The following is a 19,578-nucleotide window of genomic DNA, read 5'->3' as shown; positions in this document are numbered from 1 at the left end:
TTCGTATTTTTCCCTTTTACTTTTCAAAAATGATGTATTATTGTTGTATATGTTTATTTTAATTATTCTCCTCTTTTTACAAGCTTTAAATATTATTTCTGCCTTCTGAAAGTGTATTTCTAGTTATAGTTATACAATATGAACCTGAGTTATTGGCAGGAATTATATTATTAATTCAACCAAATATTCTATGAAAACTAAAACATTAAGATCCGGAAGGATAGGGCTTATTATGGCTTTTATTCTTTTGCATTTGACGACTAATGCTCAAACTCTATTATGGAGTGATGAATTCAATGGAAATCAACTTGATGAATCTCTCTGGACCTATGCTATTGGAGATGGCTGTGACCAGGCAATTTGTGGCTGGGGGAATCAGGAACTACAGACTTATACGGATAATAATACAAGTATAGAAAATGGGCGCCTTGTCATAACAGCCCGTAGAGAAAATGTAAATGGTAAGGAATTTACTTCTGCCAGATTGTTTACTAAAGATAAGGTCAGTGTTAAATATGGACGAGTAGAGGCAAGTATAAAGCTTCCTGATATGAATAACGGATTATGGCCTGCATTCTGGATGCTTGGTGATGGAAATAGATGGCCATTTACCGGAGAAATAGATATAATGGAAGCCGGTTTTAATGCAACAAGCACAAATACAAATATCATTGCCAAGGCTAATGTATTCTGGCGTGCTGAAGATGCAGGAGTTACAGGAAATCTGCAATATGGCAATGAAGATGCATTTAAATATGATGCTATAGCTGAGGCAGGTAAACAGCTTAATGATGATTTTTTTGTTTATCGAATTGATTGGACTCCAACACAACTCACTGCTTATGTATTAGAAACTGATTCAAATGGTAACCCTATTGAATCATCAGCATATGAAGTTTTTTCATTTGGAAATGAGACAACATTTGAGAGTGAGTTTTTTTCAGGAGATAATTTTTATATTCTCTTGAATATGGCTGTTGGAGGATGGTTGCCGTTCTCTGCAGCAGAAAATACTCCGGCAAATGTATCTGCATTGCCAAATTATGGTTCGGAAGCGCGAATGTTGATAGATTATGTACGTGTTTATGAAATCAATGGATATGGTGAAGTTACACTTGGAAACGTTGAAGAAGAATTGTTAAGTGCCGATGGATTTGGAATATTTTCTGACCAAATTACAACTGCCAATCAATTAAATTTTGGCGTTGATGCTGAGATATTTTTATGGGAAGATCCTGCAGGTCCTTCTATTCAATTAGATAGTGTTGCCAGTCCATTTGGCAATCAAGCTTTTGAAGTAACCTTTCCTGCTAATCAATATGGAGGTATGACCTTTAATAGCTCTGATATTCTGAATATAAATAATTACACAAATGGGTCATTGAGGTTCAAGATGAAAACATCCTCACAGGAACCATTTAATATATCGATAGAAAGCAATAATGGATCTAGTGGAGTGCCATTTAACAGGGGAGAAGAGAAATACGGACTTATTCGGGATGGTCAATGGCATGATGTAGCCATTCCACTGGAATTGCTAGTGACTAATTTTAGGGGTGTACAAGCCCCTTTTACTATTGGAAATATTGAAAACAATAATCCATCTGTAGCTTCAACATTTTTAATAGATGAGATTTATTATTCATCGCAACCCGTTAGTGGTTTTGAAAAATATTTACCGCCATTGGGGAATTATGGGTTGTATGCTTTCTCACCGGTAGCAGATGAACTTACTCTGGATACTGAGGGTGATTTGTATGTGTGGGAGCAGACGCTAATAGAAGGGCCTTCAGAGACATATATTGGACAAGAAGCTCTAAGCTATGTTAATAATAATCGTGGATGGTTTGGTCTTGGTTTTACTGCTGAGCAAATCCATGATATGTCTGCTTTTGAAAATGGAAATCTTCGGTTTGCAATGAAGACTTCATCAAATGAAACCTTAAATCTGAGTATAAATATTGGTCTGGCTGTAGGTACTATTGTTTTTGAAGCAGGTAATGATCCATATGGTTTTGAAAGAGATGGACAATGGCATGAATTGAGCATCCCGATATCTGATTTTGAAGGACTTAATGTCTCGGGTGTGAAAACACTCTTTAGTATAAACGGATCAGGAAATATCTCTGATCTTGCTCTTGCAGATATTTATTTTGAATATATAGAAGAAGTTGATGAAGAGCTAGCTTCAATTATTGTTAGTCCTGCTAATTCAACTATTAACGTAGGAGAAACCAGGCAATTTTCAGCTCAGGGCTTTGATCAAAATGGTAATCCGGTTGATGTAGAATTTCAATGGACTGCCACTGGCGGCATCATTGATAGCAATGGTAAGTTTACTGGTAGTACAGCCGGGGAATTTACAATTATGGCAATGAGTAACGGAGTAACAGGTGAGGCTACAGTGATAGTTAATCCTGTGTTTTCAGGAATTAATATTCCGGGAAGGGTAGAGGCAGAAAACTTTAATACTAATGGATATTATGATACTTCTACTGGTAATTATGGAGGGGCTTTCAGGGTTTCGGAAGATGTAGATATTGAATTGACAGGAGATATAGATGGAGCCTATAACATTGGCTGGACAGAACCTGGTGAATGGCTTGAATATGATATATTTTCTAATGCGTCAAATTATGATATTGATTTACGCGTCGCTTCAAATGTCGGAGGAGGCGTAATGAGGGTTGAAATAGGTGGTGTAGATGTAACCGGGCCTGTTTCAGTTCCATATACCGGGGGATGGCAGTCATATCAAACTATTTCAATTGAAAATGTAGAAATTGGAGAAGGAAATCATAAAATGAGGGTTTACTTCATAGCAGCAGGTATAAACCTTAATTATGTCTCCTTCATTGAGAATATTAGCAGTCCTTCGGAGTGTATTCAAGATAATATAAATGGTGATTATTCTGTAGAGATTTCTGAAGATCAGAGTAATCCAACATTAACATTTAAGCCATCAAAAGCCGGTGTTGGGAATCCTGTTTCTATATTGTATTATGGCATTGATCCAAATGGTACTTATCCAGGTTATGGTGTGACACCAAATGAACCTTTTCAAATCAATGCCAGCCAGGGTCAGGTAATTTACTTTTACTACACATATAGTGTGCCTGAAGGTGGTGAACGTAATTCTTCCGGATCCAGGCATTCATTTGTTGTAGGAAGTTGTGGCTGGAATTTGAGGATGGTAAATAAAGAGAGTAATAATATATCTCTTTCGGTAGATGAATTTCAAGTATTTCCTAACCCGGTAGAAAACAGACTGAATATTAGTCTGAAAAATGATCAATTTAATTCAATTGAGATACTTGATAGTTCAGGGAGGGTTATAAGAGAATTAACAACTGATCACAAAAAGGTAGAATTGGATCTTAGCGGACTACCTCAGGGAATTTATATATTGAAGATTCATGGAGAAGGAACGCCAATAGTTAGAAAGATTTTTAAGAAATAATATGAGTTTTATCCAATATAAAACTAAAATGAAATAGCTCCATGAAGAATTAACTTTATGGAGCTATTTGGTTTAGTACATTAATCCTCCAGATTTTTTATAAGATATTATTAGGAATTATGTTCTTCCTCAGAATGTCTAAATTCTTAATTCACTAATTTAATTTTTTAATCATTTCATATTGATTTCCTGATAGATGGATATTCATTGATTCAAGAAATCCGGTAACTGAATGGCAAGATTTTTCAATATTGATGAATTTTATGGTATCATGTTTTATATGTGTAGATGCTTTTTTTATTAATTCCGATCCAATACCATTATGCCGATGTGCTTTGTTTACAAAAAATTGAGGGATATCACCTGAATCAGGTTCAACAATACAATAACCAATTAATTTTTGATCAATGAATGCACCAATTGTTTTAAACTTGTCTTGGTCTCGCATTATTGCATCCAAACTATTTTGCCAAGAAGGAATGAATTCCCAATAATCCACCAAAGAACCAATATCTTGAATGTTAATTTCCTTAAATGTCACTTTTTGGTTTTGGAGTGTAGTATCAATAGTTAGGTCACTTACTTTTTGCTTATAGTAGTTGAACTCTCTTGAAATCTTAAATCCGATGTTTGTATAAATAGAGAATGCTTTTGAATTGTGCTTAAGGACTTCAAGGAGATATTGCTCAATTTTCTGTTTTTTTAGATAGGGTAGGGAGTGATTAAAAATATCAGAAACCAGACCTTTACCACGATATCCTTTTACTGTTCCAGTTCCGGTATCATAGGCTGTATATTTACCATTAAATTTTCCTATGCCATTTAATGTGAAAGAAACTATATCATTGCCATCATAAGCTGCAAAAGATAACCCCGGATTAAATCCTCTTCGGATAAGCATGTTCTTAAATTCATCCTTAGTCCACTGGGATTCATAATCTGTAAAAGCATTATTAAATGCCTCATAAATTTGGGGAAGAGAAACATTTTTTAGTGAACTGATAACCATTTAATTAATAGGAGTAGTCTAAAAAGCAATATCAGGAATTAATTATTTAATTTATATTAAAGTACTAAGATTCACGAACTTGTTAACATTATTTACAATATCAAAGTAAGCTACTTGAATCAGTTAATGCATAAGTTAGACTCAAGTAGCTTACATTGAAAGTAATTTATATTAATGGGTGGCTACATAGTTTGCAGAATCACCTTTATAGACCTTCATTTCTAGTAAATCGTATTTCGACCCTATTAATTCAGGCTTAGCTTCATTCAGATTTTTTAAATGCTTGTCAAAAAATGCAATCACCAGGTTATTGACTATTTCTATTCCCTGATAAGGATCAATCTCTCCCGTACCTGCTAATGCAGGAACTGGTACCATTAATGGGATATCCATGAAGTTAGGATGTCCTGAATTTAATAGCTTGGTTTCATAGAAAATATCACTACTCTTATTGATATAGATATGTGAGTTTATATCCTCATGTTCAGCTGGCCAGTCTGCAGATACATACAGGAAAGGGATATTAAATTTACTGTCGATTAATTGTCCCCATTGATTTCCATCCAGATTAACGGCAGCTTTTATGCGATTATCTTTGAATGCTAATTTTCCTGCAGAACCACCTCCAACTGAGTGCCCGATAACACCAATTTTATTTAAATCAAGTTTGCCCTTTAAAAGCCCCTCATTGTTCCAGGAATCCAGGAGGTCTAAAGTATATGTCATATCTTCAACCCATCTGTCTTGAATGTCTCCTTCAAAGTATTCCTTAACTGCTTTTCTCACTATGGGATGCCGATGTTCAAAAGTCAGATCACTCTTAAAAGCAGTAATGATTGGTTCGATGACTTCCATTGATCCGGATGAGATTTCACCTTGATAATCATAATCGAAATATTTTATGTTTCCATTAGGTAGCGTTACTCCAAGACTCTCATAGGTATGATTCATATTAATGATTATATAGCCATGACTGGCGAGTTCAGTTAATAATGCATAGTAACCTGTTGCCTTAGACCCATAGCCATGAGAAAATATTAACACAGGAAACTTTTGATTAGCTACAGGAATATCTTGGTACACATATGTTTTAACATAATCAAGATAATTTAATGCAGTAGGAGGAAGGCCATATTTCATAGCAAAACCTGCTCTGCTACCCTGGTCTATATAGCTTTCTCCTTCTAATGATGAAACATCTGCATCACTTGGATACCATATTTTTACAAGCAATTCTCTTTTGTCATTGGGGTCTTTAGTGATGTATTCGTTTTTATCTGTTTTTAAATAGACTAATTCTGTGCCAACATTATACTTTCCTTGTGGTTCTGGTAAGCTAAATACAGGTAATACAGTAGGTAATAGCCAGCCAATTAAAATTAAAACTGATAAGCCTGTAAATCCAATGAATCTTAAAAATGAGAGTCTTACAGTGTTGTCTTGATTTATGGTTTTTATTCTCCAGCCGAGAAATGGTGTGATAATATAAACAGGGATCATCTGCCAACGCCAGCCTTCAATAGTTAAATGTAATAGTAAAATAATTCCGAGAAAGATCAGGATATAATCAGCACGGAAATAACGTAAAAGTGGCCTTTTTATGAAAGGGAAAATGGTTATAGTAACCAGCAAAATAACTTCAAAAGTTCTCATAAGTTTTTCAGACATTTTAGAGTTTAGTACTGCTGGTAAAACTCGAATTCCTTCAAAAAAAATGCAATGTCGAATCCGTATGTAATGCTGTCGTTTGTCGACTAAATATTAAATAGGTGTCAAATAGAAGTAATAATGCAGCTATTTCCCCTGTATTTACCGAAACCAGAGGTCTAGATCTTTGGATTTGAAATGCAATTGATTTCAGACAACAGAAGTATTCATCTAAATGATTATATACCCTGAAACGTTATGGGAAGAGAATAATGATATATTATTCAATTTTTAAATATAAGTTATAATCCTTATTGGATTTAATTATACCTACTGCCTTTGGATTGATTGTAAATACGGTAGAGAATAATTAAATTAATATAATCAGTCAGAGTCTGATGTGTTATTACCTTCAAAGTGGGGAAAGTTTTTATAAGTATAGAAGTTAGTCTCACCTGAAAAGCCAGATTATATAAGTTTTAATTTCAGTTTTAATTACCACCAAATTATCTATGGTAAAGAAAATTATAGTTTACTCACTATTAGGAATTGTTTCGATTATTCTGATAGCATTGATATTGCTTCCGTTTGTAGCTCCTGGATATATTGAAAAGCACAGTAAAGAGTGGATTGGAAGGAGTGTAAGTCTGGAGAAGATGCGTATTAACTATTTTACCGGAACGCTGAGGCTGTATGATTTTAATTTATATGAAAAAGATGATTCTACGGTTTTTGTTGGCTTTGATACACTGATATTAGATACAGAGCCTTACCGCTTATTTGGAAATACTTTTGTTGTAGAGCAGTTTTATTTGCAGGGATTATTTGTAGATGTCATAATGTATGACTCAGCATTTAATTTTGATGATTTGTTAGAGCTGGGTAATGATTCTACTTCAGTAGAAGAAGAACCTCCATCTGATGAAGAGCCTATGCGGTTTGAGTTATCTGATATGGAACTTAAAGATGCTGTTTTTATAATTCAGGATGCTGAAATTCAAGATAGCATTGAAATGGATAATTTTGATTTCTTTCTTCCACATCTGGTTTGGGATCAGGATGAGGAAAGCGAGGCGGACATAAAATTTGACTTTAAAAACGGTGGGTATTTTGAATCAATAGCAGATTATAATCCGGGTAACGGTAATTTTTTGCTTGATTTTACCCTAGGTAATTATCAGATATCCGGTTATCAGAAGTTTGCTGCCAAATACGTTGATATTGGTAAGTTTGAAGGGGTACTAGATGTGAAACTAAAGCTAGTTGGGAATATTGAAGATCCGATAGGTACAAATATATCCAGTAATTTTAAGATGAGTGATTTTGCCTTGTATGACGATAAGGATAATGTAATGGTCGGTACAAAGCTTTTCATGGTTGATCTGGATGAAGCAAACATGAAAACAAAAAAGATTTTTATTGACTCCATTTTAGTTTCCGAGCCTTCATTGTATTATGAGGCTTATGATTCTACAAGTAATATTGCTGAGTTTATGAAGCGAGTAATGCCTCCTGAGGATTCGGTTCAAAATGAAGATTCAACAACACAGGTTGCCACAAATGAAGTAACTGAAAACGATATTGATCAAGATTCAGTTTCATCAGATTCCGGTCAGAAGTTCGATATTAGCTTGAATACAATTATTCTTGAGAAGGGTGTAGTTGACCTGGCAGATTATAGCCATGAAAGGTCATTTGAATATAAGATATCTGATATACTAATTACTGCAGACTCAATTAATAGTGAAACAACCTGGATGGATATAGATGCAAGTATGAAATTGAGTGACAGGGGGAAAATGGAAAGTGAATTATTAATAGACTTGTCTAATCCTAAAGAAATGGTATTGGATTTTACTATGTCGAGCGTGATGCTTGAAGATTTTGATGTTTATTGCAGGGAAGGAACCGGATATCCATTGTTATATGGAGATTTATATTTGAAATCTCATACCGATGTCATTAACGATAGTATCAAAAGTCAAAATAATATTGTCATTCATAATATTAAATTTGGCAGGAGGGAGCAGCCTATTGGGCCGCCAGTCAAGTTTGCAATGTTTCTTCTGAAAGACAAGGATAAGGTGGTGCATATTGATATGCCAATCGAGGGGCCTGTGGGTGATTCAGGGACAGATATTGGAAAGATGGTATGGGATACATTTAGCAAGCTATTGGTTAAAGTTGTATCTACTCCGTTCAAGTTTATCGGATCAGTATTAAATATTTTTGATACGGACATAAAACGGATTAACTATGATTATATGGATTCAACTTTTACAGAGCAAAAGGAGCGACAATTGAATACATTGTTGAAAGTTGAAGATCTTGATGAAGAATTAAAGGTTGATTTGATCTATTATAAAGACTCTTTATTAGAAAGACAGCAGATTGCTATGTACCTCATTGGGCAGGAATTTGTTGGGGGAAAGAGTAAAAAGGATTTTAAGAAACACGAAAAGCGATTCCGGAAATATGTTGAAAAAAGAATAAATTCGGATAGTATTAGTTTGGAGGAGGCTTGTTTAAAATTGGCTGACAAAAGTCAGGTAGACGCTATTTCAGCTGCTTATGACAGCGCAAGATTCAGAAGTTTAAGAAGGTATTTGTTTAGTCAACGGGATACTACTGAAATCACTCTCTATCATTCCAGAGCATCCGCCCCGAATAATGAAGAAAGAAAGCCTCGTTTTGAAGTAAAACTGGGTATGAAGGATGATTTTATTGAAGAAAAGTATATTAATAAAGGAAAAGACAAATGAAAATTAGGTTAATATCATTTGTCTTTTTCCAGGCTATATTTTCAATCCATTACTATCATAGATTTCTTTCATACTAAATGCGTCTGGTGATGCTCCCAAATTATTCAGTTGTTCAAGTTTCTCCTTGCCTTGTTCAACAGTAGGAATTTCTCCTTTTGGTATATACCACATGACTGCTTTTAGCCCCTCCATTTCTGTAGACCACTTTTTTCTGCTCTTCAGAAAGTAACTGTGCACTGTTTGATAGGTATAATCCTTTAAGGACTGATAATCTTCCCAAACAGACATATTTACAAATATCAATTCATCTTCATAAGGAGTTTCGACATCAGTAGCGTCATTTCCATTGTCATCTTTAAGTCTCCATATGAATCCGGGACTTTCTTCTGCTAGCTGGTTTACAGGTGCTAGAAAATCCCTAAACTCTTTCACAATTGGAGAATCCAGCTTGTCTTTTAATTTAATTATGTTGAATTGAGCTAAATATAGCTGAGTGTTTTCCATGTATATAATACTGTCAAATTATTTAGGTTCAAAATCCAGAACCCTTCCATCTTCAACTGCTTTTTTATCCATTGAAGAGCCAATGGCAATTCCGAGAGCCATTCCAATAGGTAACCCGATGCCTAAAAATGCTAAATTGTCAAGGCTGGTAGCGATAGCGACTCCAATAGGAAGTCCAAAAGCACTCATTCCTAATACCATCCATAGATTTTTGTAGTAATTTTTAGAAACAATTTTATGATCTTTTTCCAGCTTTCTGATCACATTAAAATGACTCTTTCTGATATGTTTTAATAATGATTTATCATTGTCAGGTATTGAGTTGAGAATACTTATTTCATAATTGATCAAAGTAATAACATCATCAGATAAATCTCTATTTTTTATTGATTCTATCAGGGATTTAAATTTATTATATGCCTTAGCAGGTCTGCTTTTTCCTTCGAGTCCTGGTCTATCATTTAGCTTTGTAAGATTCATAGTTTAATTAAGGTAAGGTTGATTTATATTTTGTTTTGGTAATTAAATTTATATAAATCAGATAAAGCATCATATAAAAGAATGTTAAATTTTTCTTGGTTATTGTAATTTGGAAATCTTGTTTTATGTTTATCAACGATAGATTGTCACATTCTTAAATCCCCAAAGTAATCAAATTCTTAACCTTGTGATAGGTCAAAGCAGCCTTTATACATTCTTTTAATTCGGGAACCGGAATTTCATCGTTCAGATTGAATATTATAGCCCTATTCCCCTCAAACTTGAAAGTATCTCTATATACTATTTTAAAAGTAGAAACCAACCGACTGGTACATTGGAAATACATTGCATATTGATCCGGTGATTTTGACTTCCAATCCATACGCAATGTACTTCCAATTTTAGTAATGAAGCTAGGTTCTCCCCATTTCAAAGTCTCTTCCAATTCATTGATGTCAGATGTTTCCTCTGCAGTTTGAATTACTAATTCTCTCAGAAAATTCATTTTGCTTTTGACATTATCAGGATAATGATCAAAAACATCATTTACTTTTGGATTTGACTTTAAAATAAGGTTTTCCATGGTTTATTCATTGATTGCTACATAAAACTCTACTTCAGCATCTTTTGGGTTTTGAGCTTTTTCACCATAGACTTCAAAGTCTGCAGAGTAAGCTCTATCCCAATCTGATTGCCATATGTTAACCCAATGATTTATGACAATTTCTTCCATTAAATCACCTTTTGTTGTGGATTTAATATAGGTTCCTCCATCAAATGATTTGCCAACCATACCCTCAGGTATAGACGAAAGACTATTTACCTTACAGCCTAAAATAGTTGTATAAGGTTTGGTATGATCACCTTCATATTCGCAATAAACTGAATAGATACTATTGTCTTCCTTATTTGGAATCTGGTCTATTAATTTTTCATTAAGAAGGCGTTGCCATAGCCCTCCGATTTTTTCTTTTGCCACATTGCCTTTGTTGATTGTTCTGGTTTCTATCCCAATCATCATAAATGGTTCAATTTTTACTTTTTGTATTTCCATAATTTTTAATTTGAACCAAATCTAATTTTGGGTTGTGTCAAGGGAGTGTCAGGGGTGTTTAAATATTTTTTTCTACATTCTTCAAAATATTCTTCTAAAGTGAATTTATGAGGTTCGAATTTGTATTGCGTTGCAGTAAGATTTTTGATGCAATCAAGCCGGAAGGATCTAAATTCATTTCGTAACCTACAAAATGCTATTAATATCCAATTATCATTGGTTGAATAAATGGCAAATGGCTCAATAAGTCTATTTGAATGATTATTGTCCAATGAGAGATAGTCAATTTCAATTAGCTGGTAGTTAGATATATATGATTGAATTTTAATTAAATAGTTACTTGTTTTATCGTTTTTTTCATTATTTCTGATTTGTATCCGTTGGGAAAGTATTTCTACGGTTTCCTTCTGACTATAACGAAGGACTGATTTAATTTTATTGATTGCATTTTGGTATTGATCAGATAATGATTGATCTCTATTTTTTAATATAAGATGTTCCGCAGTTATCAAGGCATTTGCTTCTTCTTCGGTAAACATTATAGGTGGAAGTTTATATCCTTCCATTATTGAATATCCTTTTCCCTCTTCAGTAATTATAGGAATACCTGACTGAATAAGCGTCTTGATATCACGATAAACAGTTCTGATGCTTACACTGTGTCGTTCAGCAATTTCTTTAGCAGTTAAAATCCGTTTTGACTGTAATTGAGTCAAAATAGAGGTTAATCTTACCAGTCTGGGTTTATCTTCAGCCATTTTCATTAGATTTTGTATGTATTAGAATTACACCTTTGAGGCACCTCTTGTTCCATATAAAACTCCTGCTTTGGGTTTATCTGGCTGCAGAATTTCAATATCCTTTATTTCCTTCAGATGATATTCTTTTAATGTTTCCATTTTTATAATTTCTCTATTCAATATCACAAGGGGGGAAGGACTAGATGGATGTATTCCTTTACTTTGCCTGGTGAAATTTGATTTATGTTCAACAACCTGATTACTGGTTGAATCATAAGTATAGTTTAATTCAGCCTTCATTATTTCAATAACTTTATCATAGAGAAGAGATGATTCTTGTCCATAAATTGCTGTCAAAAAAAAGGAGCAAAAAAGGAACATTGGTAACTTCATAGTAAAGCCGGGTTTTGGTGTTGAGTAAATTATATAATGTTAGTCTTACTGTGGGGAATTCCTGCCGATTTATTAATGTTTTCATTAGGAATCAAGAAATTTATAATCAGGAAAATAACTAGTGGAGCCAGCCACAAACCTACAAGAGAGTACAAATCATTTATTTCAGTACCCCCTTTGGTTAATATAACTCCTTCACCCAGGGGGCCTTTTGAGAATATTGTATTAAGTGTAAAGTTCCAGCCAAAGTGTAATCCGATGGGCAATAAAATTGATTTGGATTTATAAAAAGCCAGGGCCCATGCAAGTCCCATTAGTGCTGTCCCAATAAATATAACGATCATTGGTATAACATTTCCAATTATGCCATATGAGAACCAATGATAAACACCAAAAGAAATGGCTGAAAGGGCAATTCCTGCATTCTTACCAAATCTTTCAATGATAACTAGTAAGATGGCGCCTCTGAAAATTAATTCTTCGGTTACTACAGATTTCAAATCCCAGAATGCCATAGATGATAGATTACCGAGGTTTGAACTGTCTGCAATTAGAATATCTTGATTTCGAAGTGATATTTCAATTATCTGGACAATTGCACATAGTGTAAATGAAATAAAGAAACCAGTGATAAATTGCAATAGTCTCTTAGAAACTGGAGTAAATCCTAGTGATAAAATTGATTTTCTTTCAAAAAGGTAAAGAATAGCCCACGATAGAATTAGGCCGAAAAATATGCCAAGCATTTGGTTGTTGGGTTTTGGTATTTATAATAGATTTTAACTGGTTTAGCCTTGTAATATCAGGCTGAATTAATTCTTATATTGTCCTTTCTATACTGCATAATTCAAATTGTTCTATAAGCATTCTATTGTAATTCACTTTTGTTTGGTTGAATTAAAGCAGGGTTGAATTATTATTCCAGGTTAACTTCGGTAATATAAATCACAACAATTTGACTCTGTTCCAAAGCTTTAAGTTTATTCATTAAAGATTCGGATTTAATTATAAGTAAATCACTATCTGTTAGTCTGGTATCATTGAATTCAATTAATCCTTTATAAAGGAAAATGAAATTTATTTTACCATCAAGCTTAATTGAGTGTTCAGTATTTTCTTTATAATTATAACCTTTTACTTTGCCTTTAGTGCCTGATTTACACATCAGATTAAAATCGATGCATTTTCCTACTGAATTGGTTTCCCATTCGCCCAGGAACTGATCAGAATCTAATGGCTTTAATACTTTAGTGTGATGGTTTTTATGTATTAGTTTAACCTGACCTTCAAGTACCATAAGGGTTCGTTCTACTTCTGGCAATTGCGTAAACACTGATTCTTCGATTTCTATTGAAGCGGTCGATATCCTGAAAAGGAAATCACCAGTTTTGTAATGAGAGTCTTCTGGATAAATATAGAGTTCGGTGGTTTTTCCACCAGCCCAGTTAGTTGTTAAATGCTCTTTTTTAATTTGGTGTTTACTCATGCTAAGTTGGTTTATGCAGGGACTAAATTACTTTAATTTATTAAAGCTTGTAAATTTAGCGTAATTGATTATTTGAATATGTGTCAGTAACTAATTCAATATTCAAACTTTATTACTGGCTAACATGACAAATGAATAAAAAGGCATTGCTGATGCTTATTTAAAGAAGAGGATATTTATAAATAATACGTAGGGCTATGAGTGTAATGAAGTTCTTTATTACGTATTAATAATCACAACATCTGTTTGATGAACTATTCAAGTTTGTTTTCGTGTTTGGAATAAGGGGTTGTTTGAATAAATAGGTTAAATAGAATATTAAATTCCGTTTTCATTCTTATACAAGGCCACGATTATATGCTGGAAGTATGATTAGTCATTTCTATATCAATTTTAGCCTTGTAATGATATTTGTTTTTAGATTTTTCAAAAAAAAGTCAAGTGAACTTCGTTTCACTTGACCATTGAATTAACTGGAAGTTAGTTAACAAGAATATAGATAATATCGATATTCAAGTTCTTACTCTTTTATGATTTTGCTAGATACAGTTGTTTTTCCATCACTAGCCTTAATAATATACATGCCATTTGGTAGATTTCTGATAGAGATAGATTCTTCATTATGCTTGATTGTGCCACGAATCATTTCCTTGCCTGTGATATCAACTATGGTATAATCGGCTTCTGAAGCTCCTTTCAATCTGATTTTAATTGATGAAACAGCAGGGTTAGGATATGTGACAATACCGAATTCATTGAGTTGGGAATTAGTTGATGAGTTTTCAGAGAATAAGTTATATCCAGAGCTGCTCGTTACACAAAAGTTTTCTGTAACTGAAGCCCCAAAGTCACCGCCAGTAGCAATGGTGCCATTTGCATCAGAAAGAGTATAGGATCCATTTCCATATGAACAGCAAATACCATCACCATAACTATCATTAATAGTAAAGGTGTAACATCCGCCAGACAAGTTGAAAGTCTCAGTATAAGTCTGATTGTTTGCATAGCCGGAGCCAGTAGCAACTACATTATCTGCATCATCAGTAAGAGTCCATGAAGTCTCTGAACCATAATTATCAGTTACTAGGGTAAGAGTTACTGATGAATTTCCACCTCCGTCAGAACCAACAGAAACATTGTCAATCGCTATATCAGAAGACCAGCTTGATCCTGTAGTACCAACAAATCTGAATTGTACAGTGCCACCAATGTAGCTAGATAAATCAACAGATACAGATTTCCAGGAATTTCCTTGAGATCCTGAGATTGACCAGGCATTTGACCAGGAGCTGCCATTATCATTGCTTGCTTGTAATGCCAATGAACCCATTGCTGTACCATTCATATGGTAGTCGAATGTAATATTTGCAGATGATTCACCAGATAGGTCGAAACAAGGTGAATTCAAATAGCCAACTTTACTAGGGTAATTAGGACTGGAAGCTTCAACATACATATAAAAAGCACCAGCAGAACCACTAGAAGGACCAGTTCCACTAGAAGGTGTTCCTCCTGAATCTCTTGTCCAATTAAGGTCATCGCCTGTTCCTTGTGACCATGCGCCTAATCCACTTTCAAAACTTTCAGAATAAGGATACGATGAAACTTCTCCTGTACATCCTGAACCAGGTTCGCTTGGAGTAGTTATTGAGATTTCCGGAGAATATGACGAAGAGCCACTTGTACAATTAGATCTTACACTTACAGCATAAATGGTGTTAGCAGACAAGCCCGTAAGATTAACAAAAGTAGCAGTGGTATTATCTGCAACAACAGAACCATTTACCTGAACATCATACGAATCTGCACCAGAAACGGCTGTCCATGAAACTGTGAAACTGTTATATGTTACATCAGAGGAAGAAAGCCCTGTAGGTGTGTCACATGTAGTTCCCCCCGAACCAATCGTGAAATCTTTACTTTCTGTTGATGTGAACTGACCTCCGGAAATTAATGTAGTTGTACCATCGCTAATAGCGTAGGAGCCGTTACCATAGGAGCAGCAGATACCATCACCATATGAATCATTAATAGTGAAAGTATAGACTCCATCTACTAAACAGAATTTTTCTGTATATGTCTGATTGTTTCCGTAGCCACTACCTGAATCAATTGTAGCACCTGATGCATCAGTTAAAGTCCAGGAAGTTTCCGAACCATATCTGTCAGTAGTTAAAGTCAATGTAACCTCAGTGTCTTCGCATGTTGGAGGAGGAGGGGGGCCCCCTGTGCCACCTAGTGCGGCATATGCATCTAGCATACCAGATCCTAGTCTGCCGTTGTATGTGCTTGAATTTGCGTTATAAAGTAAATCAAAGTTTGCAGTGCTTTCTAATTGTGTTCGTAGCTGTGCTGCTGTTAAAGGGTTTCCTTCTCTCCATGCTTTAGAAGCTACCAGTGCAGCGACTCCGGAAACATGGGGACAGGCCATTGAGGTACCGGAAATAGTGTTGTAACTACCTTGAGATACAGGGTAAGTACTTAGAATATTTGAACCCGGAGCTGCAATGTCTACCCATGTGCCATAATTTGAAAAACTGGATTTGGTAGCATCATAGGTAGTTGAGGCTACTGCAATTACAGGAGCGTAATTAGCTGGGTAAGCTCCCGATGTCTGGCTATTGCTATTGCCGGCAGCAAAAACCACTAAACCTCCATTAAGAGGCTGTCCCTGACCTCCGGCATTAGCAATGAAATAGTCTATTGCATTTTCAAGTGCAGCTGACTGAGAACCACCACCCCAGGAATTTTGAGAGATTACAGCTCCATTATCCGCAGCATAAATGAATGCTTCATCAAATCCTCCCTGGGCGTTATTACCAAAGACCGATAATGACATAAGCCTTACTCCATCATCGCTTCCGGAACCTCCTGCAACACCGGCAACACCAACTCCATTGTTGGTTTCTGCGCTAACGGTACCGCCTACATGTGTGCCGTGAAAATCAATTGCAATGTTGCCGTTATCATTACCAAAGTTGTAGCCATAATAGTCATCGACATAACCATTATTGTCATCATCCACACCATTGTTTGGTGTTTCACCAGAGTTAATCCACATGTGGCCTTGTAAGTCAGGATGATTATAATCTACACCCTGATCTTCAATAGCGACAATTACATCAGAAGATCCGGTTTCCAGTCCCCATGCCTCTAGTGCTCTAATAAGGTCATAGTGGTTAGCTTGAGTAGAATATTGCGGATCATTTGGAGGACCAGAAAGAGTGTTTAAAGCCATTTCATATCGAGGTTCTGCTACGGCAATTTCCGCAATACCTGAATAAGCTTCTAAAACCCTGTTTAAGTCAGCATCATTTTTGTATTCAATCTCATACCATAGATGAAGACCCCATTTTTTGTGTCTTTCTTCATATTTGCCGGCAGGACGAAATACACGCTTCATATTTACAGCGCCAAACTCATTGTTTTTAGCTGAGAATTCCGGGAAATCCGGAATGCTTAAATAAGCATTAGAGCCTTTACTGAATCTGCCATTTTCACTGGCAGTCATCATGTTTTCCAACTTACGTTGAACTTCTTCAGTGTTTTTAAACTTGATTCTAACTACTCCTTCAATAGCATTGTGCCCTTTGAATTTGATAGTTTTTGCGTTGTGTTTTGGTGTTGTTGTAATTTTGTCTTGTGAGTAAGAAGTGCTCATGCAAAGAATTAGAGAAACAAATAATAGTCCTCTAAAGTTTGCTCTCATCGCCCTCTTACAGGGTGAAAGAAACTTGTTCATGGAATTTAGTTTTGGTTAAATTTTGGTTAATAAAAGATTAATATAATATCATCATTTTTATTTATTTAAGCAAAAATATTACATGGAAATAATTTAGAATTTATAAATAGTCGAATTATACTGAATTTTGCATTAATAAAAGTCTGTCTATTTATAATCAGGGAGTTATTTAAACTATTTTTGTAGTTTTTATAGGTTGTTAAATGGAGGGTTTTATTTTGTGAGTAGTATTAAATGAGTTTAAGAGCTTTTAATATTTCATAATATGGGATATGATTTTTAAATATTACATCGGTTGCAGCTTACTAGTAAAATATAATTACAGATTGGACGTTTATGCATTTTTTTCATACCAATCAATTATATAATTGTCAAATAACGATTTTATATAGTTGGTTTCACATTCTTAACTGGAAGTGCTTAATTGAATTGAGAGGAGGGGATTATTCAAGGAACATGTTGTTGTATGTCGATTCAATTTTATTTCAATATTTTCACAATAGATACCTTGTCAACTTTTAATTTTTCAAGGATAAATGCTGCATATTTTTTATTTGTAAACTTATAGTTATTGAAATCATCCAAAAGTCCAGTAACAACAAGTCGTTCAGTTATAGTCATTCCTCCAAATTCTCTTGTATCTAGCTTTTCTATGGCTGCCATAATTTTTATCTGAAGATTTAACCATTTCTTTTGATTCATTATTCGCTGAATTATATCTGAGTCTTTGTCTCCATGAATGTCCCTAATTCGGTAATTTTCTTGTTCTGGGTTCTCTGGATTTGCAAATTGGTTAATCCCCAAATTAAATAAAGCCTGACCAAATCGTAGATCAGGATTTTTATTTAAGGCTTCTTCAATTGCATCTAAAATTATTCTGTGCTCTTTGGTCATTTTTTAATGTGTTACAACGGTTTGGCTATGCGCAGTGTCCCGAAGGGCATTGCGTATAGGTATTGTGTGTGCCCAGCATGGGCAGTTTTTTTTGGTGTTGAATATACCATAATATTCCAGAGGGTGCAATAGCCTGTTCCGTTTTCACGGGATCCCTTACAGGCGAGTTGGTGAAGCCTGTTAGTAAGTCGCAAAGCCTGTCCCGAATCATCGGGGCTGGTTTACCGTGAGGTATGCAGTGAAGGAAGCGAGACTACAAAATCCGGTACTGACGTATTGAAAATGCTGACCGTAAGCGTCAGTACAGAAACGACATACAGAGGCCTGATTAGGAGGGTAAGTAAGCACTACCTGTCCCTATATCGGGATCATTGCAAAGCCCGTAACCAACAATCCTTACTAGGTAGATGTCGCAGGAATCGGAGGAAGGAATCTGCTCTTACCTGGAGGGCAGAGCGTTTAGAAATTGTCTTGTAGACAATTTTAGCGATGAGCCAGGGCGCAGGGTAGGAGTATCAATTTGAGAAGTCAGCAGGACCTGTACCGCTCTGCGGTAAGCCATAGTACCAATGGGCAAATGAGCTGTCACCTAAACGAATAACGACAGAGGGCTCACAAAGTTGGGAAGGGCTGAATATTAGGTAGTCTGAAATTCGGTTAGGAATGATGGTTTTTAAGCTACATAGCCTAACCTTAAACTAAGACAAAGCTGTAGCTGGTGTAAAGAGCGGTTACAGTATGATTAATAAACCGCCGTATATGCTCACGAGCACGAGAGTGTGAAGGGAGGGGCATTGCCCCCGTACGTACGGTGGTGTGAGAGGCGCACCGTGGGCTTAAGGCTCACGGCCGTCTACTCGATTGTGTTTAGTATTTCTTCTTTCCAGCTTTGAGAACCATTCATTATGATAATCAAAATTTCCATCTATTATATAGATAAAAGCATGAGCTAACATTGTGTGGAAATCATCTTCTGAGCAGTTTTGAAATTCTTTCTTTTGTCCATCTTCATTTCGCGAATAGTAGAAATCTAAGTTTCCATTCTCGAAAAATTCGATTAGTGTTTTAACGTCACCCTTTGAAAGACAGACTATGACCGAATTTAAAGAGTTATTTTGTTCATAGTGGTAGTCATAGTTCATTCCGTTTGCTGAGAACCTAGAACTTAATCCACTCTGGAAACTATCAAACCATTTGCCTTTTATGAGTTCAGTTAAATTTTCTTTTTCCATTTTATGAGTTCAGAATCTATTAAACACAACGTCTACACTATAGCGCAGTTTTTATGTCCCTCGTGGCGTAAAAATGCGGTTATAGTGAGTGTTGAACAAATCCTCCTTCGTCGGAAACCTGGAAAGTTTCTAACTTAGGAGGAGTTCTTAATTTAAATAATCATTGAAATTATGA

At 35.1% G+C, this 19,578-nt stretch carries 15 protein-coding genes; 2 read left to right on the top strand and 13 right to left on the bottom strand.

Features of this window, described 5'->3' with window-relative positions:
* Nucleotides 1-190: 190 nt before the first annotated feature.
* On the top strand, nt 191-3,460 hold the full coding sequence (locus HH304_RS04860; RefSeq protein ID WP_169678529.1) for a carbohydrate-binding protein: 3,270 nt from the start codon (nt 191-193) through the stop codon (nt 3,458-3,460).
* A gap of 154 nt (nt 3,461-3,614) precedes the next feature.
* Here HH304_RS04860 and HH304_RS04855 read toward each other — a convergent pair whose 3' ends face one another.
* Both HH304_RS04855 and HH304_RS04850 read right to left on the bottom strand, forming a co-directional pair.
* Nucleotides 3,615-4,469, bottom strand: coding sequence for a GNAT family N-acetyltransferase (locus HH304_RS04855; RefSeq protein ID WP_169678527.1), 855 nt, complete (start codon nt 4,467-4,469; stop codon nt 3,615-3,617).
* A 171-nt stretch (nt 4,470-4,640) separates the two neighbouring features.
* Entirely contained in the window at nt 4,641-6,137 is a 1,497-nt protein-coding gene (locus HH304_RS04850; RefSeq protein WP_169678524.1) for an alpha/beta hydrolase family protein, read from the bottom strand.
* A gap of 491 nt (nt 6,138-6,628) precedes the next feature.
* On the opposite strand from HH304_RS04850, the gene HH304_RS04845 reads away from it, so the two are divergent.
* Nucleotides 6,629-8,878, top strand: a complete 2,250-nt coding sequence (locus tag HH304_RS04845) for a DUF748 domain-containing protein (protein WP_169678522.1) — start codon at nt 6,629-6,631, stop codon at nt 8,876-8,878.
* A 33-nt stretch (nt 8,879-8,911) separates the two neighbouring features.
* On the opposite strand, the gene HH304_RS04840 is transcribed toward HH304_RS04845, so the two are convergent.
* The 11 genes from HH304_RS04840 to HH304_RS04790 form a co-directional block, all read right to left on the bottom strand.
* Nucleotides 8,912-9,382, bottom strand: a complete 471-nt coding sequence (locus HH304_RS04840; RefSeq protein WP_169678521.1) for a DUF3291 domain-containing protein — start codon at nt 9,380-9,382, stop codon at nt 8,912-8,914.
* A gap of 18 nt (nt 9,383-9,400) precedes the next feature.
* Nucleotides 9,401-9,862 (bottom strand): hypothetical protein, encoded by a 462-nt coding sequence (locus HH304_RS04835; RefSeq protein ID WP_169678519.1) that lies wholly within the window; start codon nt 9,860-9,862, stop codon nt 9,401-9,403.
* A 154-nt stretch (nt 9,863-10,016) separates the two neighbouring features.
* Nucleotides 10,017-10,445 carry a DUF1801 domain-containing protein gene (locus HH304_RS04830; protein WP_169678517.1) on the bottom strand — a complete coding sequence of 143 codons (429 nt, stop codon included), beginning with the start codon at nt 10,443-10,445 and terminating at the stop codon, nt 10,017-10,019.
* Between the two features lie 3 nt (nt 10,446-10,448).
* The gene (locus tag HH304_RS04825) at nt 10,449-10,916 is read right to left on the bottom strand and encodes a GyrI-like domain-containing protein (protein WP_169678515.1); all 468 of its coding nucleotides are present in this window, start codon (nt 10,914-10,916) and stop codon (nt 10,449-10,451) included.
* Between the two features lie 5 nt (nt 10,917-10,921).
* On the bottom strand, nt 10,922-11,674 hold the full coding sequence (locus tag HH304_RS04820) for a helix-turn-helix transcriptional regulator (RefSeq protein WP_169678513.1): 753 nt from the start codon (nt 11,672-11,674) through the stop codon (nt 10,922-10,924).
* A 27-nt stretch (nt 11,675-11,701) separates the two neighbouring features.
* Entirely contained in the window at nt 11,702-12,049 is a 348-nt protein-coding gene (locus HH304_RS04815) for a hypothetical protein (RefSeq protein WP_169678511.1), read from the bottom strand.
* Nucleotides 12,050-12,078: 29 nt separating this feature from the next.
* Complete coding sequence (locus tag HH304_RS04810; RefSeq protein ID WP_169678509.1) at nt 12,079-12,795, bottom strand: CPBP family intramembrane glutamic endopeptidase; 717 nt, start codon at nt 12,793-12,795, stop codon at nt 12,079-12,081.
* Nucleotides 12,796-12,965: 170 nt separating this feature from the next.
* Entirely contained in the window at nt 12,966-13,535 is a 570-nt protein-coding gene (locus tag HH304_RS04805) for a HutD family protein (protein ID WP_169678507.1), read from the bottom strand.
* 520 nt (nt 13,536-14,055) lie between these two features.
* On the bottom strand, nt 14,056-17,277 hold the full coding sequence (locus HH304_RS04800) for a S8 family serine peptidase (protein WP_169678505.1): 3,222 nt from the start codon (nt 17,275-17,277) through the stop codon (nt 14,056-14,058).
* Between the two features lie 480 nt (nt 17,278-17,757).
* The gene (locus HH304_RS21170; RefSeq protein ID WP_271711506.1) at nt 17,758-18,171 is read right to left on the bottom strand and encodes a hypothetical protein; all 414 of its coding nucleotides are present in this window, start codon (nt 18,169-18,171) and stop codon (nt 17,758-17,760) included.
* An 836-nt stretch (nt 18,172-19,007) separates the two neighbouring features.
* Complete coding sequence (locus tag HH304_RS04790) at nt 19,008-19,403, bottom strand: hypothetical protein (RefSeq protein ID WP_169678503.1); 396 nt, start codon at nt 19,401-19,403, stop codon at nt 19,008-19,010.
* Nucleotides 19,404-19,578: the final 175 nt, after the last annotated feature.

The organism is Marinigracilibium pacificum (genome assembly GCF_012926615.1).
Taxonomy (GTDB): Bacteria; Bacteroidota; Bacteroidia; order Cytophagales; family Cyclobacteriaceae; genus Mangrovivirga; species Mangrovivirga pacifica.
This window is presented reverse-complemented; position numbering and strand designations above follow the sequence as displayed.